The 23,390-nt window shown below is 71.1% G+C and carries 21 protein-coding genes, 1 tRNA gene and 1 pseudogene; 12 read left to right on the forward strand and 11 right to left on the reverse strand.

Translation table 11 applies throughout. The features are described 5' to 3' along the window. Positions 1–469: 469 nt before the first annotated feature. From QSK21_RS08205 to ggt, 3 genes are all read right to left on the reverse strand, one after another. Positions 470–1,327, reverse strand: a complete 858-nt coding sequence (locus tag QSK21_RS08205; protein WP_285694757.1) for an oxygenase MpaB family protein — start codon at positions 1,325–1,327, stop codon at positions 470–472. Positions 1,328–1,412: 85 nt separating this feature from the next. After that, positions 1,413–1,754 (reverse strand): divalent-cation tolerance protein CutA, encoded by a 342-nt coding sequence (cutA, locus tag QSK21_RS08210; protein ID WP_285694758.1) that lies wholly within the window; start codon positions 1,752–1,754, stop codon positions 1,413–1,415. Between the two features lie 33 nt (positions 1,755–1,787). Next, positions 1,788–3,641 (reverse strand): gamma-glutamyltransferase, encoded by a 1,854-nt coding sequence (gene ggt, locus QSK21_RS08215; RefSeq protein ID WP_352231263.1) that lies wholly within the window; start codon positions 3,639–3,641, stop codon positions 1,788–1,790. Between the two features lie 335 nt (positions 3,642–3,976). On the opposite strand from ggt, the gene QSK21_RS08220 reads away from it, so the two are divergent. From QSK21_RS08220 to QSK21_RS08240, 5 genes are all read left to right on the forward strand, one after another. Continuing rightward, positions 3,977–5,842 carry an APC family permease gene (locus QSK21_RS08220; RefSeq protein ID WP_285694759.1) on the forward strand — a complete coding sequence of 622 codons (1,866 nt, stop codon included), beginning with the start codon at positions 3,977–3,979 and terminating at the stop codon, positions 5,840–5,842. 126 nt (positions 5,843–5,968) lie between these two features. Then, the gene (locus tag QSK21_RS08225; protein ID WP_285695081.1) at positions 5,969–6,808 is read left to right on the forward strand and encodes an NUDIX hydrolase; all 840 of its coding nucleotides are present in this window, start codon (positions 5,969–5,971) and stop codon (positions 6,806–6,808) included. Further along, complete coding sequence (locus QSK21_RS08230; protein ID WP_285694760.1) at positions 6,805–7,830, forward strand: molecular chaperone DnaJ; 1,026 nt, start codon at positions 6,805–6,807, stop codon at positions 7,828–7,830. The genes QSK21_RS08225 and QSK21_RS08230 overlap by 4 nt, the downstream gene beginning before the upstream one ends. Positions 7,831–7,843: 13 nt before the next feature. Next, positions 7,844–8,821, forward strand: a complete 978-nt coding sequence (locus QSK21_RS08235; RefSeq protein ID WP_285694761.1) for a hypothetical protein — start codon at positions 7,844–7,846, stop codon at positions 8,819–8,821. A gap of 18 nt (positions 8,822–8,839) precedes the next feature. After that, positions 8,840–10,114, forward strand: a complete 1,275-nt coding sequence (locus QSK21_RS08240; RefSeq protein WP_285694762.1) for an adenylosuccinate synthetase — start codon at positions 8,840–8,842, stop codon at positions 10,112–10,114. Here the strand turns inward: QSK21_RS08240 and QSK21_RS08245 are convergent. Both QSK21_RS08245 and QSK21_RS08250 read right to left on the reverse strand, forming a co-directional pair. Continuing rightward, positions 10,020–11,453, reverse strand: a complete 1,434-nt coding sequence (locus tag QSK21_RS08245; RefSeq protein WP_285694763.1) for a purine-cytosine permease family protein — start codon at positions 11,451–11,453, stop codon at positions 10,020–10,022. The two genes, QSK21_RS08240 and QSK21_RS08245, sit on opposite strands and share 95 nt — an antisense overlap. Positions 11,454–11,472: 19 nt before the next feature. Then, entirely contained in the window at positions 11,473–12,432 is a 960-nt protein-coding gene (locus QSK21_RS08250; RefSeq protein WP_285694764.1) for an isopenicillin N synthase family dioxygenase, read from the reverse strand. 301 nt (positions 12,433–12,733) lie between these two features. On the opposite strand from QSK21_RS08250, the gene QSK21_RS08255 reads away from it, so the two are divergent. Beyond that, positions 12,734–14,734: a hypothetical protein gene (locus QSK21_RS08255; RefSeq protein WP_285694765.1), complete on the forward strand. Its 2,001-nt coding sequence runs from the start codon at positions 12,734–12,736 to the stop codon at positions 14,732–14,734. On the opposite strand, the pseudogene QSK21_RS08260 reads toward QSK21_RS08255, so the two are convergent. Further along, a pseudogene (locus QSK21_RS08260) lies at positions 14,724–14,945 on the reverse strand (RsbRD N-terminal domain-containing protein); the annotation flags it as partial. The gene QSK21_RS08255 and the pseudogene QSK21_RS08260 sit on opposite strands and share 11 nt — an antisense overlap. Positions 14,946–15,036: 91 nt before the next feature. Continuing rightward, complete coding sequence (locus tag QSK21_RS08265) at positions 15,037–16,365, reverse strand: HD-GYP domain-containing protein (protein WP_285694767.1); 1,329 nt, start codon at positions 16,363–16,365, stop codon at positions 15,037–15,039. Positions 16,366–16,563: 198 nt separating this feature from the next. On the opposite strand from QSK21_RS08265, the gene QSK21_RS08270 reads away from it, so the two are divergent. Next, the gene (locus tag QSK21_RS08270; protein ID WP_285694769.1) at positions 16,564–16,947 is read left to right on the forward strand and encodes an STAS domain-containing protein; all 384 of its coding nucleotides are present in this window, start codon (positions 16,564–16,566) and stop codon (positions 16,945–16,947) included. Here QSK21_RS08270 and QSK21_RS08275 read toward each other — a convergent pair. The 3 genes from QSK21_RS08275 to QSK21_RS08285 are packed head-to-tail and all read right to left on the reverse strand — an operon-like array spanning position 16,944 to position 18,304. After that, positions 16,944–17,243: an MTH1187 family thiamine-binding protein gene (locus QSK21_RS08275; protein ID WP_285694771.1), complete on the reverse strand. Its 300-nt coding sequence runs from the start codon at positions 17,241–17,243 to the stop codon at positions 16,944–16,946. The genes QSK21_RS08270 and QSK21_RS08275 overlap by 4 nt on opposite strands. A 16-nt stretch (positions 17,244–17,259) precedes the next feature. After that, the gene (locus QSK21_RS08280) at positions 17,260–17,646 is read right to left on the reverse strand and encodes a DUF7715 family protein (protein WP_285694772.1); all 387 of its coding nucleotides are present in this window, start codon (positions 17,644–17,646) and stop codon (positions 17,260–17,262) included. Positions 17,647–17,704: 58 nt separating this feature from the next. Beyond that, positions 17,705–18,304 carry a TetR/AcrR family transcriptional regulator gene (locus QSK21_RS08285; protein ID WP_285694774.1) on the reverse strand — a complete coding sequence of 200 codons (600 nt, stop codon included), beginning with the start codon at positions 18,302–18,304 and terminating at the stop codon, positions 17,705–17,707. A 102-nt stretch (positions 18,305–18,406) separates the two neighbouring features. Between QSK21_RS08285 and QSK21_RS08290 the strand changes: the two genes are divergently transcribed. Both QSK21_RS08290 and QSK21_RS08295 read left to right on the forward strand, forming a co-directional pair. Then, positions 18,407–19,171, forward strand: a complete 765-nt coding sequence (locus QSK21_RS08290) for an enoyl-CoA hydratase-related protein (RefSeq protein ID WP_285694775.1) — start codon at positions 18,407–18,409, stop codon at positions 19,169–19,171. Between the two features lie 414 nt (positions 19,172–19,585). Beyond that, positions 19,586–19,659: transfer RNA gene (locus tag QSK21_RS08295), tRNA-Ile, on the forward strand. On the opposite strand, the gene QSK21_RS08300 is transcribed toward QSK21_RS08295, so the two are convergent. Next, on the reverse strand, positions 19,657–20,100 hold the full coding sequence (locus QSK21_RS08300; RefSeq protein ID WP_285694776.1) for a PaaI family thioesterase: 444 nt from the start codon (positions 20,098–20,100) through the stop codon (positions 19,657–19,659). The two genes, QSK21_RS08295 and QSK21_RS08300, sit on opposite strands and share 3 nt — an antisense overlap. A 142-nt stretch (positions 20,101–20,242) precedes the next feature. Between QSK21_RS08300 and QSK21_RS08305 the strand changes: the two genes are divergently transcribed. The 3 genes from QSK21_RS08305 to QSK21_RS08315 all read left to right on the forward strand — a co-directional run bounded on the left by QSK21_RS08305 (position 20,243) and on the right by QSK21_RS08315 (position 23,212). Beyond that, the gene (locus QSK21_RS08305; protein ID WP_285694777.1) at positions 20,243–20,896 is read left to right on the forward strand and encodes an LppX_LprAFG lipoprotein; all 654 of its coding nucleotides are present in this window, start codon (positions 20,243–20,245) and stop codon (positions 20,894–20,896) included. Further along, positions 20,893–22,422, forward strand: a complete 1,530-nt coding sequence (locus QSK21_RS08310) for an MFS transporter (RefSeq protein WP_285694779.1) — start codon at positions 20,893–20,895, stop codon at positions 22,420–22,422. The genes QSK21_RS08305 and QSK21_RS08310 overlap by 4 nt, the downstream gene beginning before the upstream one ends. 160 nt (positions 22,423–22,582) lie before the next feature. Next, positions 22,583–23,212, forward strand: coding sequence for an Rv1733c family protein (locus QSK21_RS08315; protein ID WP_285694781.1), 630 nt, complete (start codon positions 22,583–22,585; stop codon positions 23,210–23,212). The last annotated feature ends 178 nt before the right edge of the window (positions 23,213–23,390 follow it).

Raw genomic sequence — 23,390 nt, forward strand, 5'->3', positions numbered from 1 at the left:
ACGTCGCTGGCGCTCCTCGCTTGTCGTGCTTGCGGCGATCGCTGCATCGCTCCGACTCGCCCAGGGGCTCGCTGCGCGATCAGGGTCTCGCTGGCGCTCGCCCCTGCCTCCGGACGCGATCGCAACGCATGGGCGACCGTTCGGGCCTGGGGTGACGGGCTGGGGTGAGTGCGCTGTGTTTATTGGCAAGCACGAGCTGCGCTCGTCGCTGGCGCTCCTCGCTTGTCGTGCTTGCGGCGATCGCTGCATCGCTCCGACTCGCCCAGGGGCTCGCTGCGCGATCAGGGTCTCGCTGGCGCTCGCCCCTGCCTCCGGACGCGATCGCAACGCTTGAGCGACCGTTCGGGGCTGGGGTGACGGGCTGGGGTAATTGACAGGGGTCTTTGTTGCAGCCGTGAGCTGCGATCCTCGCCACCGTTCGGGGCTGGCTGAGGTTGTTGGGCTGTGTTTTGCCTGCGCTTGTGTGGGCTCAGGAGGCGGCGATGTGGAGGGTGCGGGACTCCAGGCTTTTTTCGTATTCGCGGATCAGGCGGCGGGCTCGGAGGGCGTCGGGCTGGTAGCGGTAGCGTTCGGGGACGACCTGGGTGGTGCGGTGCAGGCCCTTCAGGGTGAGCGTCGCGGCCAGGTCGGATGTGGGGAGTCCCGGCAGACCGTACATGCGGCGGGCCCAGCGGGGCAGCGTCGACACCACCAGGACGCCGATGGCGGGCGCCGCCAGCTTGAGGGGGAGCAGTTTGCGCGGCACGTTCGGGTTGAACATGCGCAGCAGGCCCTCGCGCGCCTCCCGGCAGGCCCAGATGCGCTTGCGCATCTCCTGGTAGTACTCCTTCATCTCGGCGACCGAGGCCGGGACGTCCGCCGGGTCGAGGCCCACAACGGCGGCGGCGCGGCGCTGCTCGTCCACGAAGCGGTCGGCGTCGGCGTCGCTGAGGGGTACGCCCGCGCGGCGCGCAACGTCCAGGTAGGAGTCGACCTCGCCCATGTGCACCCAGAGCAGGTTCTCGGGGTCGTCCACCGGGAACGTCTCGCCGGTGCGCAGGTTCAGGCCGGTGAGCATGGAATGCAGCTTGCGAACGCGGCGGCCGACGCGCTCGACCTCCTGCGTGGTGCCGTAGGTGCGGACGCGGACGAAGTCGACCGTGCGCTGCATCCGGGCCCAGGCCGACCTCGGGTCCATCAGCTCGGAGTTCTGCGCCGTGCCCCACATCGTCGGAGGGTGCAGGGCTTGGAGCAGCAGGGCGCGGATGCCACCGATCACCAGTACGGGCTCGCCCATCACCCGCCAGGTCACCGAGCCGGGGCCGAACAGTCCGTGATCCTCGTGCACCGCCGCCTCCTCACCCTCGCGACCGGGGGTCCGGAGCCTAACGTAATCGAGTACTTATTACCCGGGTAGGACCGGGATCACACGCCTAGTCGTCCTCGTCCTCGTCGGTCTCGGTCTGCTCGGCGACCCAGGCGAGGTAGTCCATGCTCCCGGCGACGACCGGGGTGGCGATGATCTCAGGGCTGTCGTAGGAGTGGCCCTCGGTGATCAGGCTGGCCAGCTCGTCGAACCGGGTGCTGGTGGTCTTGAACACCACCATCCATTCCTCGGCCGACTCGATCTCGCCCTCCCACCAGTAGGTGCTGGCGATGGGCCCGACGAGCTGGGCGCACGCGGCCAGCCGCTCGGCGACCGCGGACCTGGCCAGCTCGGCGGCCTCGGGCCGCGAGTCCGTCGTCGTCGTCACCTGTACGTACGCCTGCGCCATGGCGCGTCTCCTTCCCCCAACGGCACCAGGACGCTACCAGCGTGGCCGGACCACCAGGGCGCTGCCGCCCCCACGACGCACCGGCTCGGCGACCGCCTGCACCAGGCCGGGCCGCAGGAACTCCAGCGCGGTGGCGGCGCCGATCACTCCGGTGGGCGGGCCGGGGAACGGCTGGAAGCGGTGCCCCCTGAGCGCGAGCGCCGTCCCGTACCGGTCGATGAACGCCTGCTCGGCGAACACGTCCGGGGTGTTGCGCTGGGTGGCGCGCGGCGCGGCCAGCGCGGTGGGCAGGTCCATGCCGAGGTCGATCCGGTTGAGCAGGATCTGCAGCACGGTCGTGATGATCGTGGAGCCGCCCGGGGTGCCGAGGGCCAGCTTGGGCCTGCCGTCCTCCAGCACGAGCGTCGGCGCCATGGAGCTGCGCGGCCGCTTGCCCGGTCCCGGCAGGTTCGGGTCGGGCGGGGCGCCCGGCGCGGGAGGTTGCAGGGTGAAGTCGGTCAGCTCGTTGTTGAGCAGGAACCCGCGTCCCGGGACGGTGAGGCCGCTGCCGCCGAACTGCTCGATGGTGACGTTGTAGGCGACGACGTTGCCCCACTTGTCGGCGACGACGAGATGGGTGGTCTGCGGCCCCTCGTAGGTGAGCGCGCGGGTCGTGCCCCCGGGCGGGATGCACGGGCGGTAGTCGCCGTCCGGCGAGCCGGGCGCCACCGGGGCCGCCGCGGCCTGGTCGGGCTTGATGAGGCAGGCGCGTTCGCGGGCGAACCCGTCCGACAGCAGCTCCTTGAGCGGCACGTGCACCTTGTCGGGGTCGCCGACGTACCGGCCGCGGTCGGCGTAGGCGAGCTTGGACGCCTCCAGGTAGTAGTGCAGGGCCTTGACGGGGTCGCCGGCCCCCAGCTCGACGTTGTTCAGGATCTTGAGGACCTCGCCGACGGTGGAGCCGCCCGAGGAGGACGGCGGCATGCCGTACACGTCCAGGCCCCGGTAGGACACGCGGGTGGGCTCGGGGGTCCGTGAACGGTACGCGCGCAGGTCGCCGTCCCTCATCAGCCCTGGGCGGACGTTACGAGCGGCGGCCGGGTCCACGGGCGGCGCCTGGACGGTCCTGACGACCTCGCGTCCCAGGCCGCCGCCGTACAGCCAGCCGGGACCGCGCTTGGCGAGCTCACGGTACGTGCGCGCCAGGTCGGGGTTGCGGAACGTGGAGCCGACCTCGGGCAGGCGTCCGCCGGGCAGGAACAGCTTCCGGGTGGGGACGATGTCGCGGAAGCGCGCCTCGTTGGCCGCGGTCTGGTCGCGGAACTCCTGGTCGACGACGAAGCCGCGTTCGGCGATCCGGATCGCGGGGCGCAGCAGGGTGCCGAGGTCGCGGGTGCCGAAGCGGCGCAGCGCCGTGTCCCACTGGGCGAGGGTGCCGGGCACCCCGACGCTCAGCCCGCTGGTCACGGCCTGGTCGAACGGGATGGCCTGGCCGGTGGACGGGTCCACGAAGGAGTTCTCGCGCATGGCGAGCGGAGCGGTCTCGCGCCCGTCGACGGTGTACACCTTGCGTCGCTTGGCGTCGTAGTAGGTCATGTAGCCGCCACCGCCGATGGCGGCAACATACGGCTCGGTCACGCCGAGGGTGGCTCCGGCGGCGACCGCCGCGTCCATGGCGTTGCCGCCGTTCCTGAGGACCTCGATCGCGGTACGGCTGGCGTCCAGGTCGACCGTGGCGACCGCGCCCCCGTACCCGGTGGCGACCGGCCGCTTGCCTGGTGGGGAGGCCGCGGCCGGGACGGGGACGAGCAGGACGGCGGAGACGGTCAGCGCGGCGAGCGGCGCGAGGCGCAGGCGGCCCCGGTGGCGCGGGGCGGCGGGGCGCGCGGGGGGCGGGGTGTAGGGCACGGAACCTCCCGGGAACTCGGCGGCACCACCGTTTCACCGATCTTGGCGGTATGCCAGGGTCCCGGACATCCCTGGCATCGATCCGTGACCATCGGGGGGCCGCCGCGGCACGCACCAGGGTGAACAGGGGTCACCGTGTTTCGCGCGCGTTACGCGCGATGGCCGGAGGTGACGGCGGGCGACCGGATCCGGTCTCGCCCGGCGAAATCCCTGTGACGTGGCGAAACGATCATGCGTGGAGCGTTGCGGTTTTACCGAAATATGGTGAAGTGTTGGGGTCTTAGCCATCTTCGGTCTCGCGAACAGCGGCGCGGGTTCAGGTTTGGAGCTCCTAGATGACCTGGAATAGCCGCACGCCCAACACCATGTTCAGGCGGTTGCCGGTCGAGCAGGCCACCGGCCAGCTCTATGGCGGCCGGCACCGGCTGCGCGTCGTGTACCGCACCCGTGACCTGGTCGTCCTGGGTCTCGGCGTCATGGTCGGGGCGGGCATCTTCAAGATCTCGATGGTGCAGGCCGCCGCCAACGCGGGGCCCGCGGTCATCCTGTCCTTCCTCATCGCCGGCGGGGTGTGCCTGCTGGCCGCGCTCGCCTACGCCGAGCTGTCCTCGATCGTCCCGGTGGCCGGAAGCGCCTACTCCTTCAGCTACGTCGCGTTCGGCGAGGTGTGGGCGTGGGTCGTGGGCTGGTCGCTGATCCTGGAGCTGCTGCTGGCGGCCTCGGTGGTGGCCAGGGCCTGGTCGCTGTACGCGGCGCAGGTGGTGGCCGACTTCGGCGTCCCCGTGCCGGACTGGCTCGGAGAGGTGATCGGGCAGCCCAAGGGCTTCGACGTGTTCGCCCTGGGCATCCTGCTGCTGCTCGTCCTGCTGCTGGCGACCGGCAGCCGGCTGGGCCTGCGCACGCTGTGGCTCATGGTGATGGCCAAGCTGCTGGTGATCGGCCTGGTGATCGGGGTCGGGCTGACCCATTTCGACTCCGGCAACCTCACCCCGTTCGTCCCGCCGGCACGACCCGCCTCGGGCGACGGCGGCCAGAGTGTTCTGGACGCGCTGGTCGGCGCGGTCACCGGAGGCTCCCCGCAGGTGTTCGGGGTGTGGGGCATCCTGGCGGCGGCGCCCGCGATCGCCTTCGCCTACATCGGCTTCGACCTGATCGCCACCGCGTCGGAGGAGACCGATGACGCGCCGCGCAAGGTCCCGCGCGGCATCATCACCAGCCTGGCCGTGGCGGTCGTGCTCTACCTGGGCGTGGCCGTGACCATGGTCGGGATGGTCTCCGCCCAGCGGCTCGACCCGGACAAGGTGGTGCTGACCACGCCGTTCACCATGGTCGGCGCCGACTCCATGGGCAAGATCATCAACATCGGCGCGGTGATCGCGCTGACCACCGTGATCCTGGTGGTGCTGATCAGCCTGACCCGGGTGGTGTTCTCGATGTCCCGGGACGGGCTGCTGCCGCGCGGCCTGGCCTCGATGAGCCGCTTCCGGGTGCCGTCCCGCGCGACCCTGGCCGCCGGCGGCGCCGCGGTGGTGATGTCGCAGACCATCGACGTGCTGACGCTGGAGCAGATGGTCGTGATCGGGACACTGTTCGCCTTCCTGTTCGGCTGCGCCGCCGTGCTGCGGCTCCGCCGCGACCAGCCGGACCTGCACCGCCCGTTCCGGATGCCGGCGGCCCCGCTGACCGCCGTGCTGGGGATCGTGGCGATCATCTGGCTGATGCTCAACCTGAAGGTGGAGACCTGGGCGTACTTCGGCGCCTGGATGCTGGCCGGGCTGCTGCTCTACCTGGCGTACGGGAGGCGCGGCAGCGAGCTGCGCGCCCTGCTCGACCGTCCCGTGCCGCAGCGGCCGGTGGCCGCGGCGCTGGCGGCTCCCCCGCCCGATCTGGCGCGGATGACCGGGCCTCCGCCGGGCTCCCGCCCGATCTCGACCGTCCCGCCCGGGACCCCGGGCGTGCCGCCGTACCAGCCCGAGCGCTTCCCGGCCGGCGGCGGGGCCCGGCCCTGGACGCCGCGCATCCAGCAGCCGCAGTACCCCGACTACCCGCCGGAGCGGCCGACGGGGCCGCAGGCGCATCCGACTCCCCCGGAGGGACTGCCCTACCAACGTCCGCCGCAGCAGCAGTATCCGCCGCAGGACCGCCCGCGTAGGGACCACCCGCCGCAACCCCCGTACCACGGCGGCCGTCACCGCCGCTGACGACCGCGAACGCCGCCTCCCCTGACCGCGCACAGGGGGAGGCGGCGTTCGTCGTTCACAAGGGACTGGACGCCCGCGGATCCATGACGTATGTTCTTCTCATATCGAGATGAACTCACTATGAGAATGACTTCCGGAGGGTCCGACGTGAGCACCGATCCGCGCCGGGACGAGGGCGACTTCCTCGCCGGATACGACCCGCGCGACTACGACCCCGTCTCGGTCACCGTCGACGTGGTCGCCCTGACCATCCGGGACGGCTCGCTGAACGTCCTGCTGGTGCGGCGCGGGCAGGCACCGTTCGCCGGGATGTGGGCCCTGCCCGGCGGGTTCGTCCGCGGCGTCCAGGACGCCGAGGACCTGCCCGACGCCGCCGTGCGTGAACTGTCCGAGGAGACCGGGCTGAGCGCCAAGCGGGGTCCGCTTGAGCGCATCCATCTCGAGCAGCTCGCGACCTACGGGACGCCCGGACGCGACCCGCGCATGCGCGTCATCTCCGTGGCCTACCTCGTCTTCGCCCCCGAACTGCCCGAGCCCGAGGCCGGAGGGGATGCCGCCGACGCCGCCTGGACGCCCGTGGAACGGCTCGGCCTCACCGACGGCGGGGACCAGGCGCCCGGCACCACGCGCAAGCTCGCGTTCGACCACGCGCGCATCCTCACCGACGGCCTGGAGCGCGCCCGTTCCAAGCTTGAGTACACCCCGCTCGCCACGGCGTTCTGCGCGCCCGAGTTCACCATCCCGGAGCTGCGCGCGGTCTACGAGGCGGTGTGGGGCGAGGAACTGCACGCGGGCAACTTCCACCGGAAGGTCCTGTCCGTGCCGGGGTTCGTGGAGAGCACCGGGGCCACATCCGACCGTGGGGGCCGCAAGGGCGGTCCCCGGCCCAAGCTGTACCGCGCGGGCGACGCCCGCCTGCTGCACCCCGCGCTGCTCAGGCCGAGCCGCGAGGAGGAGATCCGATGACGGCCTCCCTCGACGAGGCGCTGGAGCTGCTGCGCCGCGCCCGTACGCCCGCCGACCTGTTCGGCCCGGACCAGGACAGGGCCGCCCGCACGTACCGGAGGCTGGTCCGGCTCCTGCATCCGGACGCCACCGGCGGACGCGGAGGCGAGGAGTTCACCCGGCTCAACGCGCTGTGGCGCGCCTACAACCGGTCCGGCCCGGTCGCCATCACCACGCGCCGGCACGCGTACCGCGTCGGCGCGAAACGGGCCGACGGCGACCTCGCCGCCCTCTACGACGCCACCTACGACGGGACGCGGGGCGTGGTCATCAAGCTTCCCCGCGACCCCGCCGACGGCGACCTCCTGGAACGCGAGGCGGTGGCGTTGCGGCAGCTCCCCAAGGACGGCGACGGGCGCTTCCTGCCGTACGTCCCGCGCCTGGTCGAGTCGTTCCGGCACCGCGACGCCGCCACGGGGCAGGAGCGCCGCGCCAACGCCATCGTGGCCCTGGACGGCTTCTTCTCGCTGGCCGAGGTCCACGCCGCCCACCCGGGCGGGCTCGACCCTCGGGACGCCGCGTGGATGTGGCGGCGCCTGCTGGTCGCGCTCGGCTTCGCGCACCGCGCGGGCGTCCTGCACGGGGCGGTGCTGCCCGAGCACGTGCTCATCCATCCGGAGAAGCACGGCCTGGTGCTCGTCGACTGGTGCTACTCCGTGCCCGGCTGCTACGCGCCGACCGATCCGAGCGGGCGCGTCCCGGCGCTCGTCGGCCGGTACGCGGACTGGTACCCGCCTGAGGTGCGGGGACGGGAGCAGGCGAGCCAAGGCACCGACATCTTCATGGCCACCCACTGCATGACCTACCTGATGGGCGACAAGGCCCCCAAGGCGATGCGGTCGTTCGCGAAGGGCTGTCTCCTGCCCTCGCAACGGCGGCGTCCCAGGGACGCCTGGCGGCTGCTGGAGGAGTGCGACGAACTCCTGGAGCGCCTGTACGGCCCCCGCCGTTTCCGCCCGTTCACCATGCCCACGCCTCACTAGAAGGGGAACGCTCATGGGAAGCGGACACTGGTCCACCAACGTCTACGACGCGGCGCGCTCGTACCGCGCGTCCACCGGCGCCAGCGCCTTCGCCTACAGCGACGGCGGCGCCACCACGACCCACCCCGACCTGGACCCGTACGGCGTCACCGTCCGGGAGAGCCGCGACTCCGACGACCACCCCGAGTCGCTGGCCATCGCGGTGCTGTTCGACGTCACCGGCTCGATGCGCGCCGTTCCGCGCGCCCTTCAGGAGAAGCTGCCCGACCTGCTCGGGCTGCTGCTGCGCAAGGGGTACGTGGAGCACCCGCACATCATGTTCGGCGCCGTGGGCGACGCCACGTGCGACCGGGCGCCGCTACAGGTCGGCCAGTTCGAGGCCGACAACCGCATGGACGACGACCTCGGCAAGATCCTGCTGGAGGGCGGGGGCGGCGGCCAGATGCGCGAGTCCTACGAGCTGGCGATGTACTTCATGGCCCGGCACACCGCGATCGACTGCTACGAGAAGCGCGGCAAGCGCGGCTACCTGTTCATGATCGGGGACGAGCTGGCGTACGAGGCCGTCAAGAGACGCGAGATCTCCAAGGTGATCGGCGGTGAAGCGGGCGAGGACGTGCCGATCGACGAGCTGATGCGCGAGCTGAGGCGCAAGTACGACGTGTACTTCATCATCCCGGAGGGCGCGTACCACGCGCGCAACCGCGAGCTCAAGGAGTTCTGGCAGAGCCTGCTCGGGCAGAACGTGCTCTACCTGGACGACCTGCACGCCGTCTGCGAGACGATCGCGCTGACCATCGGCCTGGCCGAGGACGCCATCGACCTGGACGAGGGCCTGGCGCACCTGGACGAGGTCGGGTCGAACGCCGGGCCCTCGGTGTCGCGTGCGCTGGCCCGCCTGGAGGCGTCCCGGTCCGCGGTCGCGGTGTCGGAGGGGCTGCCGGGTCTCGGCCCCGTCTCGTCCGGCCCCTCGTCCACCGTCCGCCTGTAGGGGACGCGCGGGGACGCCATGAGGCACGTGATCGTCGTCGACCTCGGTTACGGGGACGCCGGCAAGGGCACGGTGGTGGACTGGCTCTGCGCTCGGGGGACTGAGCCGGTCCACACCGTGGTCCGTTTCAACGGGGGCGCGCAGGCCGCGCACAACGTGGTGGCACCGGATGGGCGGCACCACACCTTCGCCCAGTTCGGGTCCGGCACGTTCACGCCGGGCGTGCGCACGCACCTGTCCCGCTTCATGCTGGTCGACCCGCTCGCGCTCGCCGGGGAGGCCGAGCATCTGCGCGCGCTCGGGGTGGGCGATGCGCTCGACCGGTTGACCGTCGACGAGCTCGCGTTGCTCACCACCCCGTATCACCGGGCCGCCAACCGCGAACGGGAGGTGGCCCGGGGTGCGGCCCGGCACGGCTCGTGCGGGATGGGCATCGGTGAGACCGTCGCCTACTCCCTCTCCCACGAGGACGCGCCTCGGGTGGGCGACTGTCTTTCCCCTGCCCGCCTGCGGCACGCCCTGACGGCCCTGCACGACTGGTACCGCGACGAGTTTCCGCAGGGCGCACCCGTCCCTGCCGTAGACGCCTGCGTGGACGCCTTCACGACCTTCGCCGAACGCGTACGCGTCGTAGGGGGCGACCACCTTTCCCGCTTGCTCCGCACCCGTCCTGTGGTGTTCGAGGGCGCGCAGGGAGTGCTTCTGGACGAATGGCACGGCTTCCACCCGTACACGACGTGGTCCACGACCACGTTCGAGAACGCGGAGACCCTTCTGGGTGAGGCCGGGCTCGGGAGGGACGCCGCGTACCGGCTCGGTGTGCTCCGTACGTACGCCACCCGCCACGGACCCGGCCCGTTCGTCACCGAGGACCCCGCATTGACGGCCGATCTGCCGGATCGCCATAACGGGACGGGGCTCTGGCAGGGGACGTTCCGTGTCGGCCACCTCGACGCGGTGGCCCTCCGCTACGCGCTGGAGGTCACCGGGCCGGTCGACGGGCTCGCCCTGACCCACCTGGACGTGGCGCGGGCACGCGATGACCTTCGTTTGTGCGTCGCCTACGAAGACCTGAAACGCATCCCCGCAACGGTGAAGGGGGACCTGGCAGGCCAGGCCGCCCTCACCGAACGGCTTCTGAAGGCCCGTCCCGTCTACACGCGGCTCGGTGACCCGGTGGCCGCGGTAGAGGACGCGCTCAGGACTCCTGTGGTGCTGCGCTCGTACGGCCCGGGAGCCGACGCAAAGCGGCGTACACCAGCGCCGCCAGCACGAATCCCACGGCGAAGGTGATGTCGCCTACCTCCGGGACGTTCTTCGGTACTGGAGCGACGTACAGCTCCTGGTTGCAGAACAGCGCGACCGACACCACGATGCCGACGGCCATCGCGATGGGCCCGGCCAGGTTGCGGTGGGTCGTGTCGTACAGGAGCCCGTCGATGGGCTGTCCGCGGCGCAGCCACATGTCCATGAAGATGACACCGAGCCAGGGACCGATCCAGTACGCGATGATCAGCAGGAACGCCTCGTAGTCGTGTCCCGCGTCGTCCAGCCCGAAGTAGGCGACGACCAAGCCGAGGACGCCGAACACCAGCGCGACCATCGCCCGCTGCAACGCCATCGGCAGCTTCACCCCGATGGTGACGAACGACATCGATCCTGAGTAGACGTTGATGGCGTTGGCGCAGATCGCGCCGAGGGTGACCGCCAGCAGCGTGAGGTCGCCGATCAGCGTGGGCATGTGGCCGGTGAACGTGCCGGTCGGGTCGCCCAGCGCGTCGCCGCCGATGGTCACCGCGGCGGCCCCCACGATCTGCAGGCCGGTGCAGCCGACGAAAATGCCCAGCCCCGCGAACAGCGCGACCGGGAGCCGGGGGGTGTCGGGCGCCAGGTAGCGGGTGAGGTCGGCGGCGTAGGGGTTCCAGCCCGCCGCGTACCCGAACGCGGCGGCCGTGGCGATGAGGAACCCGCCCAGGCCGCCGCCCTCGCCGCTCGCCGGGGCGCCGAAGTCCGCCTTGCTGAGGATGACGATCGAGGCGAGCACGAACACCACGGCGAGCACGGGGAAGGCGTACCGCTCCACGGTGTGCACGAAGTTGTGGCCGAAGAACCCGACGGTGACCTGGATCGCCACCACGACGAACAGGCACAGCGCCTTGGGCAGGCCCGTCAGCGTGGACAGCGCCAGGGCGGCGCTGACGCTGTTGACGGCGAACCAGCCGATGCCGCCGGCGATGGTGTTGAGCCCGGCGGGCAGCGCGTTGCCACGGAATCCGAACGGGACGCGCCCCAGCACCATCTGGCCCACACCATGCCTGGGCGCGCGGGCGGACAGGACGGCATGCGACAGCGCGCCCAACGCGCTGCCCAGGGCGGCCGCGGCGACCGCCTGCCAGAAGTTCAGCCCGAACGCGGCGACGGCGAGCACGCCCAGGAAGATGGTGGCGAACTCCAGGTTGGGCGACGTCCACGTCCAGAAGAGCTTGAGCGGTGTTCCGTGGCGCTGGTCGAGCGGGATGTACTCGGCGCCACCGGGCTCCACCGCCGCGAGCTTGTCGCCGTACTCGGCCTCCCGGACGACCAGTCCTGCCTCGGATACGGCGGAAGCGCCTCCGGCCTTCACGTCGGTCATGGCCTTTCCTCTCGTTCGGTCAGCCGACGGTGATGGCGTCGAGCCGTTCCATCAGGAAGTCGTGGGCGCGCACCGGGTCCAGGGCCGTGCGGCCGATGGGCGGGCGCAGCGGCTCCACCCAGGCGTCGGGGTTGCACTCGTAGAAGAAGATGAGCGACACCAGTTCCTCGTCGGGCGCGCTGGGGTCGGGCGGCAGGACACGGTGCCGGTTGGACTTCCAGCGGTTCCCCGACCAGACGGCCAGCAGGTCGCCGGTGTTGATGGTGAACGAGTCCTCCGTGTAGGGGGCGTCCACCCAGCCCGCCTCCTCCGAGTAGACCTGGAGCCCTCCCACGCCGGGCTGCCGGTCGAGCACGGTGACGGTGCCGAAGTCGGTGTGCGGGCCGATCCGGAACTGCCCCGGCTCGGGCGTGCCGAGTTGCGACAGCGGCGGATAGCGGTTGATGTTGAGCGTGTAGGAGGGATGCTCGGTGTACGGGGCGAAGTAGCCCGCGTCCAAGCCGAGCGCGGTCGCGCACAGCGCGAGCAGCTCGTCGGAGAGGGAGCGCATCCTCGTCATGTACTCGGTGAGGAGCCCCTCCAGTTCGGGGACCTCCGAAGGCCAGACGTTGGGGAGGAACCATTCGGCGTCGTACAGCTCGTGCCCGATGGGCCGGTCGGCGCCCGCGGCGAACGTCTCCTTGAGGTCCGGCGGTGTCTCGGTGCCCTCCGCGTAGGCGTTGGCCTCCACACCGGGCGGCAGCCAGCCCCGCTCCCCCACCGTGGCGGCGTAGGCCCGCTTCACCTCCTCGGGCTGGGCGAAGAACCGCTTGGCCGCCTCCCTGATCCGTTCCCGCAGGTCCGACGGGACGCCATGCCCGGTGACCACCAGGAAGCCGATCTCGGTCAGCGCCGCGTCGACGCGCGCGGCCACCTCTTTACGGTCGTCCGGATCTCCGTGAAACCAGGGGGTGAGATCGAGGGTGGGGACGGTGTCCATGAAGGCCCCTTCTAGCCGCTATGTCCATATCGTCGCTGGCGACGGCCCTAACTATCACCCCGTAACCGCGTCTTGAGAACCCCCGAAACCCATCCACAACGCCGCGCGCCCGAGATTTAACGTGCCCGGAACATCCGGACCCCCGGCGGGTCGTCTGGTGCGATCGCACAACGCCCGCCGCCGTCCGCTGTCGGCAACGGCCGTTGACCGGTTCGTCCCGGATGGGGTCTGATCACTCCGGACGTACACCGGCGTCCCCCACCCCACACGGAGGTCGGCCTTGCGTGCCTTGGTTCCGCGCGTGGCGTTGGCCATCTCGCTCGTCACGGTGCTCGCCGGCGGGGCGGCCCTGCCCGGCGTCGCCTTCCCGCCCCCGGCCGCCGCCGACCCGGCTCCGGCCGCGCCGCCGGGCGCGTCCCCCGCCACGGGCGACGGCTGCGACCCGATCGACCCGGCGGCGTGCCTGCTGCCGTTCCCCAGCGACTGGTACACGGTGCGGGACCGATCCACCCCCACCGGCCGCCGCGTCCACATGACCACCACGCTGCGCAACACGCTCGGCCAGCCGATCCGGCCCGCGGAGTGGAACCGCGCCGACGGGTTCTCGCCCGGCTCGGCGCTGCTCACCCATGTCCCCGGCGTCGACCTGGCGCGCAGCGGCGCCGCGCCGATCACCGACATCGGCGCGTCGCTGCGCCGGGACGCGCCGATCGTCATCGTCGACACCGAGACCGGTGAGCGCTGGCCGTACTGGGCGGAACTGGACGCGAACGCCGACCGTCCCGAGCGGCGGGCGCTGATCGTACGGCCCGCGCGCAACTTCCGCGAGGGGCACCGGTACGTGGTGGCGCTGCGCGACCTGAGGAACGCCGCGGGCGCGCGGATCGCGCCGAACGCGGCGTTCACCAAGATCCTGGGACGTCCGCTGCCGCGCCGCGACCCGCTGCACGAACGGCAGCGGGCCACCCGCGACGTGCTGCGCGACCTCAGGCGCAACGGCGTCCGCCTGGACGGGCTCTACCTCGCCTGGGACTTCACCGTCGCCAGCCGGCACAGCCTGGCCGGGCGGATGCTGCACATCCGTGACGACGCCCTGGACCGGCTCGGCCGCTCCTCGCCCTCCTTCCAGGTCACGCAGGTGACCGACGACGTCGACGCCCGCATTGGGCGCGAGGTCAAGGGCCTCCTGCACGTGCCCAGCTACCTCGACCTTCCCGGCGGGCCGCCCGGATCCACGTTCCATTACGGGCGCGACGGGAAGCCCGCGCGGCTGCCCGGGAACACGCAGACGGTGCCGTTCCAGTGCGAGATCCCGCGCTCGGCGTTCGGTGGCAGGCCCGCACGTCCCGCGCTGTACGGGCACGGACTGCTCGGCAGCGAAGGAGAGGTGGGCGCGGGCAACGTCAAGGACATGGCGTCCGAACACGGCTTCGCGTTCTGCGCCACCAAGTGGATCGGGATGGCGAACGAGGACATACCGAACGTCCTGTCGGCGCTGACCGACCTCACCCGGTTCCAGACCATCGCGGACCGCACCCAGCAGTCGATGCTGGACTTCATCTTCCTCGGACGCGCCATGACGCGCGGCTTCACCGGGCACGAGGCGTTCCAGGACGACGACGGCGAACCCCTCATCGACACCAGGGCGCAACTGACCTTCGACGGCAACAGCCAGGGCGGCATCATGGGCGGCGCGCTCACCGCCGTCTCCCCCGACATCCGGCGTGCCGTCCTGGGCGTCCCGGGGATGAACTACAGCACGCTGCTCAACCGCAGCGCCGACTTCCCGCCGTTCGAGCAGGTCCTGAACGCCGCCTACCCGGACAAGCTCGACCAGCAGATCGCGTTCGGGCTCATCCAGATGCTCTGGGACCGCGGCGAGGCCAACGGCTACGCCCAGCACATGACGGATCGCCCCCTGCCCAGGACGCCGTCGCACAAGGTGCTGATGCACGTCGCCTTCGGAGACCACCAGGTCGCCCCGGTCGCCGCCGAGGTCGAGGCCCGCACCATAGGCGCGCGCATCCACTGGCCCGCCGTCCGGCCCGGCCGCCTCCCCGACAAGGTGCCGTACTGGGGTATCGCGCCGATCCGCTCGTACCCCTACACGGGGTCCGCGCTGGTCATCTGGGACAGCGGCGCGCCCGTGCCGCCCCTGACCAACACCCCGCCGACCGAGGGGACCGACCCGCACTCGCATCCGCGCAGCAACCCCGATGCACGCCGCCAGAAAGCGGTGTTCCTCAGCACGGGACGCGTCATCGACGTGTGCGGCGGCGGCCCCTGCGTCATCACGCCCTGAGCGCCACCTGCCAAAGTTTCTGGTGGGCCAACGCCCACCAGACGGTGGTCGCACAGGTCCGCACCCGCAGCATCGCGGCCTCCGCGTCCGGCTCGACGCCGTTGCGGCGGGCCTCCCCGGTGAGCCGTTCCCAGACCGTGCGGATGCCGATGCGGTAGGCGTGCAGCGGATCCTCCACCGGGATGCCCCGTTCCGCACACCGGCCGCCTCGCGCCGCAGCGCCGCCACGGCCGCCGTGGACATGCCCACCGGAATCCTCCGGAACGCTCCATTCGTGTTCGCGGGGTCAGGCACGCTGCGCGCTACTGCACCTCCAGGGGCGCTGTGAGGTCGTCGTGGTCCTGCTGCGCCACCTCGGCGTCCCCGGGAACGGAGACGGGGCCCGGAAGCTCCCAGCCGAGCCGGTCGAGGGCGCGCACGAACGACTCCACCATCACCGGGTCGAACTGGTCGCCCGCGCAGCGCCGCAGCTCCACGACGGCCTCCTCGACCGTGCAGGCGGCGCGGTAGGACCGGTTGGACGTCATCGCGTCGAACGCGTCCGCCACCGCGATGATCCGGGCGAACTCGGGGATCTCGTCACCGGCCAGCCCCATCGGGTAGCCGCGGCCGTTCATCTTCTCGTGGTGATGCATGATCCCGGCCAGCGCCTCGTCCAGGAAGCCGATGTCCCGCACGATGTCCAGGCCCCGCATCGGGTGCAGCTGGATGGCCGCCAGGTCGTCCTCCGACATGGGACCGGTCTTCTGCAGGACCTTGGTCGGGACGCCGAGCTTGCCCACATCGTGCAGCATCCCCGCGTACCGGATCGCCTCCACCCGGTCCGACCGCATCCCGATCTCCTGCGCGATCATCACCGACCCGCGCGACACCCGCTCCGAATGACCACGCGTGTAGTAGTCCTTGGTCTCCACCGCCTGGCACAACGCCGCCAGCGTCGCCGCGTGCGCCTGCCGCTGCGCCCGCGTCTGCTCGAACGCCCACCGCGCGACGAACAACGGCAGCAACACCAGCACCGCCGCGAGCGGCCCGATCCCCTCGTGCGCCCACAGACCGGCGACCAGGAGCCCCACCATCCCGTACCCGAGGCAGCCGAACACCAGCGGGCCGCTGCCGCTCAGCAGCTCGCGTACCGTGGCCTGCCTGCTCAGCAGCAGGACACCGCCCATCAGCGCCAGGTTCACCAGAACGAAGGCCACGAGAGCGCCCAGGAACGGCCCGATCACCCGCTCCAGCCATCCCGCCTGGCCCAGCCCCGCCCGGTCACCCGCCAGGAGGCAGAACACCATGCCCGCCGCGTACCCGCTGAGGGCGAACTGGGCGCCGTTGAACAGCCGCTTGACGAACGGCACCGAACGCTGGCCGGTGACGACCGCGCAGATCCCCAGCAGCGCCGCGCACGCCGGGCCGAGCAGCACCACCGTGGCCAGGCTGGCGGCGAAGCTCAGCGACACCCGCGCCCTGCGGACGCTGAGCCGGGCCGGCACCGAGTCGCAGACCAGGAACAGCACGGCCGTCACCACCAGCGTCGGCACGTCCAGCCTGTCGTAGGACGCGGTCGCGATGACCGCTGCCGCGAGCGCGACAACGCCGCAAACGTACATCCAGGCGACCAGCGGGAGCACGAGCACCGCGCGTTCCTCCACAATCGGCGTGCCGGGGCGCCCTCCGAACGGCGAACGTCCCTTCCGGCAAACCTTAACGGAAGCGTGTGCGGAATGTGAGGGGTCGATCACATACGGCAGTGGGCGGCGCGCGGCGGTGACTCACGCGGAAACTCCTGCTTCACTTGATGAGCCCGTGTCATCACAAGCCGGAGTGAGGACGCCGTGAAGGACACCGCCGTCGACATGGTCGTCGTGGAAGGCGAGCGCCACACCGGCGTTCTGCTGTCGGGTGAGATGGACCTGGTGTCGGCCCCGCCGATCCGCGGCCACCTGTACGCGCTGGTCTCCGAACGCCCGCTGGTTCTGGACGTCTCCGGCGTCTCGTTCTTCGACGCCGAGGGGCTGCGCATCGTGGCGGCCACCGCCCGGCGGGGCCTTCAGTGCGGGACGGGCGTCGCGCTGGTGGGGATGCGGCCGTTCGCCGCGCAGATGTTCCGGATCCTGCGCATGGACGAGGTGGTCCCCCTGTGCTCGTCCACCCAGGAAGCCCTGTGGTGCCTGCTACCCCCCACCGACGAGGACATCGCCGCCTGGCTCGGCGCCTAGCGGTCGCCCGAAAGGTACCGCTCCACGCTCTCCACCTTGGCGTTGAGCGCGTCCACCGCACCGGGCCGGATGTCGGCCTTCAGGACGAGGCTCACCCGCGGCGCTCTCGCCGACACCGCCTCCGTCGCGGCCTTCACCACGGCCATCACCTCGTCCCATTCCCCCTCGATGGTGGTGAACATGGCGTCCGTGCGGTTGGGCAGTCCGCTGGCACGCACCACGCGGACGGCCTCAGCGACGGCCTCCCCCACCTCCTCCCCCGTGCCGAGCGGGGTCACCGAGAACGCGACGAGCACAGCGGCCTCTCCTTCTTCACGGCTGGACGACCTGCCGTACCACGATCTCATCAAGCCGACGCTCGACGATCGCCCCCACCGGCCAGTCGCGCACCAGGATCCGCAGCAGCGCGGCCTCGTGCTCGGCGAACGAGGCGTCGCAGCCCTGCTGTTCCAGGCTGGAGCGGAGGGCCAGCACATAGTCGTCGTCGGTGAACCCGGGAATCTCCCGCACCATCGCCGTCGTGGTGGCCAGGTACGAGTTGAGCCCCGCGAACGAGCGCCCGCACCCACAGTCGCCGTCCGGATTCTCCTTGTCGCGCGCGCAGACCTCGCCGATGTGCACGAGCTCACCCTCCACACACCCGGCGAAGTCGTTGTCGCGGTACCCCTGGCTGACGTATGTGGCGGTGAGCAGCTTCAAGGCCGTACCCCCTTGGCGCGTCCGTCGACCATGCCTACCGTACGACGCGGCTCCGACATCACGACGGGCGGTCCGGTTCCGGCACCAGCGCCGGGACGAGCGCGGGCAGATCGGCGGCCCGCCCCTCCTCCACACGCGCGTGCACGACCCCGTACAGCCCGTTCACGGTCAGCTCCGGCATACGGTCATCCGGCTCTCCCATCTCCGGTGCCAGCAGCCCGGTGAACGTGCGCAGCACCGCGTCCCTGCGTGCCATGGCGTCCCGGCCCGCGGCCTTCACCTCCACGATGCACATCCGCGCCGCGTGCGGGTCGGCGGCGAGCGCCTCCAGGAAGGCGCGCAGCCCGGCGCCGAACCGCCCGGGACTTCCCTCCACCGACACGTACGCCTCCGTGGTCCGCCGCATCACGCCCTCCATGACATGGTCGTACGCGGCCAGGAACGCCTCCTCCTTGTTCCTGAAATGCTCGTAGAACGTGCGGCGGGACACCTCCGCGCGAGCGATGACGCTCTCCACCGTCATCCGGGCATAGCCGAGCTCCCCCACCGCGTGCACGACCCCGGCCAGGATCCGGCGACGCTGGTTGTCCCGTACCACACCGCGCGGCAGCCCGTGCCGGCCACCACGAAGCTTTCCCTCGGCGATGGACTCCACCACCTGCCGTCACGCGCCTTTCCATCGATTTTCCGCCAAAGGCTTAAGCCTAGGGACAGTAAGGCGTCCGTGCGGGCGAAGCGTGGTTGACGTAGCGTCACTCGTATGAGTGATGTCCTCGTCCAACGCGACGGCGCCTACACCACCATCACGATGGACCGCCCCCGGAGGCGCAACGCTCTCTCCCGGGAATTCCTCCTCGACCTCACCCGCGCTTTCCAGGACGTGGCCGGGACCGACGCGCTCGGCGTCATCCTGGCCGCGAACGGCCCGGTGTTCTCCGCCGGTCACGACTTCGCCGACATGGCCGGGGCGTCCCACGCCGACGTCCGCTCCCTCCTGCAAACCTGCGCCGACCTCATGCGCACGATCCAGTCCGTCCCGCAGGTCGTGGTCGCCCGCGTCCACGCGCTGGCCACCGCCGCCGGCTGCCAGCTCGTCGCCGCCTGCGACCTGGCCGTGGCCGCCGAGAGCGCCGGCTTCGCCGCCCCGGGAGGGAAGGGCGGCTGGTTCTGCCACACCCCGATGGTCCCGATCTCCCGCAACATCGGCCGCAAGCGCACCATGGAGATGGCGCTCACCGGAGACGTCATCGACGCCCGCACCGCCGCCGAATGGGGCCTCATCAACTACGCCGTCCCCGACGACGAGCTGGAAAAGGCCACCCTCACCCTCCTGCAACGCGCCACGAAGGGCAGCCCGCGCAGCAAGGCCCTGGGCAAACAAGCCCTCTACGCACAACTGGACCGCCCCGAGCAGGACGCCTACCTCTACGCCATAGAAGTCATGGCCGCCTCCAGCCAAACCCCCGAAGCCCAGGAAGGCATGACCGCCTTCCTAGAAAAACGCCCCCCAACCTGGCCCGCCTGACCACCCAAGCCCGATCGCAACCAAAGGCAGGGGCAATCAAAGCAAGCCGCACCGAGCCGCCAGAAGCGAAGCAGCGATCACACGACAAGCGACGCCCCCCAGGCGAGAAGCGCAACTCGCCCCTGCACAACCGCTGCGAGGCGTCCCGGGGGCAGACACCCCGCAGCGGCAGTCCAACAACCCACCCCAGCCCGTCACCCCAGCCCCGAACGACGCCCAAACGCTGCGATCGCGTCCGAAGGCAGGGGCGAGCGCCAGCGAGACCCTGATCGCGCAGCGAGCCCCTGGGCGAGTCGAAGCGATGAAGCGATCGCCGCAGGCGCGACAAGCGACGAGCCGCTAGGCGAGGAGCGCAGCTCGCGCCTGCCATAAGAAACAGCGCAGCTCGTGCTTGCCATATAGGATGCCCCTTACGGGGCGGTAGCTCAGCTGGTCAGAGCAGGAGACTCATAATCTCTGGGTCGCGGGTTCGAGTCCCGCCCGCCCTACGAGCGGGGTTCGGGTCGGCGGGTCTGGGGCGGGGGGTCCAGGCGGAGGAGCTGGACTTGGCCCATGGCGACTTTGCGGGCCGTTTCGTCGGTGATGGTGACGTCCCAGAGGTAGCGGCCGTCTTCGTCGTCGGTCAGGGTGGCTCGGATCGTGAGCGTTCCGGTGGAGATGGCCCGTAGGAATTGGGTGCGGTTGCTGATTCCGACGACTTGCCGGTCGAGTCCGGCGCGCAGGGACGCGCCGATGCTGGCGGTGCTTTCAATGACGGAGCAGTACACGCCGCCGTGGACGATGCCGTGGCCTTGCAGCAGTTCGGGGGTGACGGTGAGTTCGGCTTCGACGGTGGAGGTGTCGGCGTGCGTGAGCCGCATGCCGATCAGCCGTTCGAAGGGGCCGGGGGGTTCTCCGAGGAACCGGCTGATGTCAAGGCTGGCTTCCATGGCGCCCCATCGTAGGGGGGCTTTCCTTCGCGGGGTGCGAGGCGGCCCGTGGGAGGCGTCGGCGCCCTAGACTCCACCTATGTCTGGCTTGCGCGGCCGGTTGGCGCCGGCGTTCCTGTTCGTGTGCGCTGTGGTTTGGGGGATGTCCGCCACGGCCTGTTCGGGTGGGGACGAGGGGCGGGCCAAGGCGCCGCCGTTCGATGGGGCGCGGGTGCTGCGGCAGGCGTCGGCGGCGATGGCGAACCTCAAGAGCGTGGGGTTCACGGTGACCACGGAGGACAAGCCGCCGGTGGCGGTGCGCGGCGGTGACATCAAGTTGCTGCGTGCGGGGGACGCGGAGGGGACGCTCACCATCGTGCAGTCCGGCCAGTCGGTCGAGATGAAGATCGTCGCGGTGGGGCAGGACGTCTACATCAAGGGCGTGACGGGTGGGTGGCGGCAGGTGCCCAAGGCCCTGGCGTCGACGCTGTACGACCCGTCGGCGGTGCTGGATCCGAACCGGGGGATCTCCAAGCTGCTGTCCTCGGTGACGGGTGTGAAGGCGGAGGGCAGGGAGAAGGCCGACGGCAAGGACTCCTACCGTGTGGGCGTGACGTTGCCGAAGGCGGCGATCGAAGGGCTCATCCCGGGGATCAGGTCGGACGTGCGCGGGCAGGTGTGGGTGAGTTCCAGCGACCATAAGCTGATCAAGGTCAGGGGTGAGATTCCGCCGCTGGCGGAGGGCGGCGAGAAGGGCTCGGTGATCATTACGTTCACCGAGTTCGACTACCCGTACACGATCAAAGCCCCGGTGTGAGGTCCCGTAGGCGGGTCGCGATCGGTGCGGGCGGCGCGGTGGTGCTGCTGGCCGCGCTGGACGCGTATGTGGTCACCACGATCCTGGTCGCGGTGGTCGAGGATCTGCATATCCCGATCAACCGGCTGGAGCGGGTCACGCCCGTCCTGACGGGGTTCCTGCTGGGGTACGTGGCGGCGATGCCGCTGCTGGGCCAGTTGTCGGACCGGTTCGGGCGGCGTGCGCTGCTTCAGGCGTGCCTGGTGTTCTTCGCGGCGGGTTCGGCGGTGACGGCGCTGGCACATGGGGTGCCGGTCCTGACGGCGGGACGGGTGGTGCAGGGCGTCGCGGGCGGTGCGCTGCTGCCGGTGACGATGGCGCTGGCCGGGGATTTGTGGGACGAGCGGCGCCGTCCGGTCGTGCTGGGCGCGGTGGGCGCGGCGCAGGAGCTGGGCAGTGTGCTGGGTCCGCTGTACGGGGCGTTGATCGTCGCGCGGACGGACGACTGGCGGTGGGTCTTCTGGGTGAACCTGCCGTTGACGGCGCTGGCGATGGTCGCCGTGCATTACTCCGTTCCCGCGGGGCGTCCTCATGACGCCCGCCCCGCTGTGGACGTGGTCGGCGGCCTGCTGCTGGCGGCGGGTCTGGGGCTGCTGGTGGCGGGGCTCTACAACCCGGAACCGGAGGAGTCGGCGCTGCCGCCGTGGGGCCTGCCGGTCGTGGCGGCCGGCTGTGGCGTGCTGGGGTTGTTCGTCCTGTGGGAGGTCAAGGCCCGTACGCGCCTGCTGGACCTGGCGGACGTGCGGCGCGGCCCGCTGCTGGCGACGCTCGGGGTGAGCTTCCTGTCCGGCGCGGCGCTGATGGTGACCTTGGTGGACGTGGTGCTGGTGGCGCGGACGCTGCTCGACAGGTCCACGGTCGAGGGCGCGCTTCTCCTGACGAGGTTCCTGGTGGCGTTGCCGATCGCCGCCGTGCTGGGCGGCGTGCTGGCCCGCCGGGTGGGCGAACGCCTGCCCATGGCCGCCGGAATGGCCGTCTCGGCGGTGGGTTACCTGCTGATCGCCGGCTGGCCGGCGGACCTGGCCGCCGCCTCGTACGGCCCGCTGCCCAGGATGGACACCGATCTGGTCGTGACCGGCCTCGGGCTGGGCCTGGTGATCGCCCCGGTGTCGTCGGCGGTGCTGCGGGCCGTCCCGGACGTCCGGCACGGCGTGGCGTCGGCGGCGGTCGTGGTGGCGCGGATGATGGGCATGCTGCTCGGCGTGTCGGCCCTGTCGGCCTGGGGTTTCCACCGCTTCCACGCGCTGACGGCCGATCTGGAGATGCCTTTGCCGTTCCTGATGTCGGAGCGGGAGTTCCAGCGCCGGCTCGCGGCCTACGAGTCCGCTCTCCAGGACGCTCTGCGCACCGAGTACGGCGAGATCTTCCTGATCACGGCGGTCCTCTGCGCCCTGGCCGCCCTTCTGGCACTGGCCGCTCCCGCACACCGGACCCTTCCCCGGCCCTTCCCGGATACGGTCGAACAGAAATTCGCCAATAGGCGGTAATAATCGTCCCAGTGATGTTCGACCACCTCCCCCGTCTCGTGCGGATACCAGGCGAAAAGCACGGCGGCGCGCACAATAAACACTGCGGCGCCGCATTAGTATGAAATTTGTGGCTAGGGCCTCTTACCGGGAGTGCGCGCTCTCCGGGGAGGTGACGACGATGCGTGATTCCGGCATCGGAAGGGGAGGCATGCCGCGCGGCCGGCGGCTGCGCAGCCGGCTCGGCCTGGAGCGCAATGAGCTGCGGCGGCGTGTCGACCGGGTGCAGCGCTGGGCGGCGCTGGGCATCTTCGTCCTCATGGTGCTGGTGTCCACGCCGGTGGCGGCCTGGTGCGCGACGATGGCATACGAGGCCGGGCTGCGGGCGGAGCGTCATGAGCGGGCGGATCGGCGGCAGGTGGTCGCGACGGTGGTGGCGATCGGCGGGATCGACGCGGAGGGGAACCGCTACCTGCACGAGACGGTGAGGGCGACCTGGCAGCGGCCGGGCACGCCGGACCGGCCTCCCGAGTCGCATTCCGGGACGCTGCCGAGCTGGAAGGGCGCGAGGGTCGGGGCGAAGAAGACGATCTGGGTGAACCTGCGGGGCGAGCCGACCGGCCGTCCGCGCCCGCACAGCCGGACCGTGACCGACGCGGTGTACGCGGCGGGTTCGGCGTTGCCGGCGACGGGCCTGCCGTTCCTGGTGGCCTACGTGGTGCTGCGCCGCCGCTGTGACCGGCACCGGTACGCGATGTGGGACGCGGCGTGGGCCAAAATGGACGCCCAGCGCGGACGCAACTCATCCTGACTGGTTCAGAGCGCGCTCAGGTCCAGGACGGTCCCCCACTGTGCATCTCGGGAGGTCCCATAACCGGAGTGCGAATTCCGGCCCCGGACGCGGAGCGGCCCCGTCCCTTGGGCGGGATGGGACGGGGCCGAGGCCCCGCGCGGGACCGGGCGCTGGTCGAGCCCGCGCGGGACCGAGC

The organism is Actinomadura sp. NBRC 104412 (genome assembly GCF_030269515.1).
GTDB lineage: Bacteria > Actinomycetota > Actinomycetes > Streptosporangiales > Streptosporangiaceae > Spirillospora.

Coding starts and splice junctions, on each gene's coding strand:
- cutA (WP_285694758.1), bottom strand. CDS start 1,754: ATGGCGCAGGCGTACGTACAGGTGACGACGACGACGGACTCGCGGCCC.
- QSK21_RS08220 (WP_285694759.1), top strand. CDS start 3,977: ATGACCTGGAATAGCCGCACGCCCAACACCATGTTCAGGCGGTTGCCG.
- QSK21_RS08225 (WP_285695081.1), top strand. CDS start 5,969: ATGACTTCCGGAGGGTCCGACGTGAGCACCGATCCGCGCCGGGACGAG.
- QSK21_RS08230 (WP_285694760.1), top strand. CDS start 6,805: ATGACGGCCTCCCTCGACGAGGCGCTGGAGCTGCTGCGCCGCGCCCGT.
- QSK21_RS08235 (WP_285694761.1), top strand. CDS start 7,844: ATGGGAAGCGGACACTGGTCCACCAACGTCTACGACGCGGCGCGCTCG.
- QSK21_RS08240 (WP_285694762.1), top strand. CDS start 8,840: ATGAGGCACGTGATCGTCGTCGACCTCGGTTACGGGGACGCCGGCAAG.
- QSK21_RS08245 (WP_285694763.1), bottom strand. CDS start 11,453: ATGACCGACGTGAAGGCCGGAGGCGCTTCCGCCGTATCCGAGGCAGGA.
- QSK21_RS08250 (WP_285694764.1), bottom strand. CDS start 12,432: ATGGACACCGTCCCCACCCTCGATCTCACCCCCTGGTTTCACGGAGAT.
- QSK21_RS08290 (WP_285694775.1), top strand. CDS start 18,407: ATGAGTGATGTCCTCGTCCAACGCGACGGCGCCTACACCACCATCACG.
- QSK21_RS08300 (WP_285694776.1), bottom strand. CDS start 20,100: ATGGAAGCCAGCCTTGACATCAGCCGGTTCCTCGGAGAACCCCCCGGC.
- QSK21_RS08305 (WP_285694777.1), top strand. CDS start 20,243: ATGTCCGCCACGGCCTGTTCGGGTGGGGACGAGGGGCGGGCCAAGGCG.
- QSK21_RS08315 (WP_285694781.1), top strand. CDS start 22,583: ATGCGTGATTCCGGCATCGGAAGGGGAGGCATGCCGCGCGGCCGGCGG.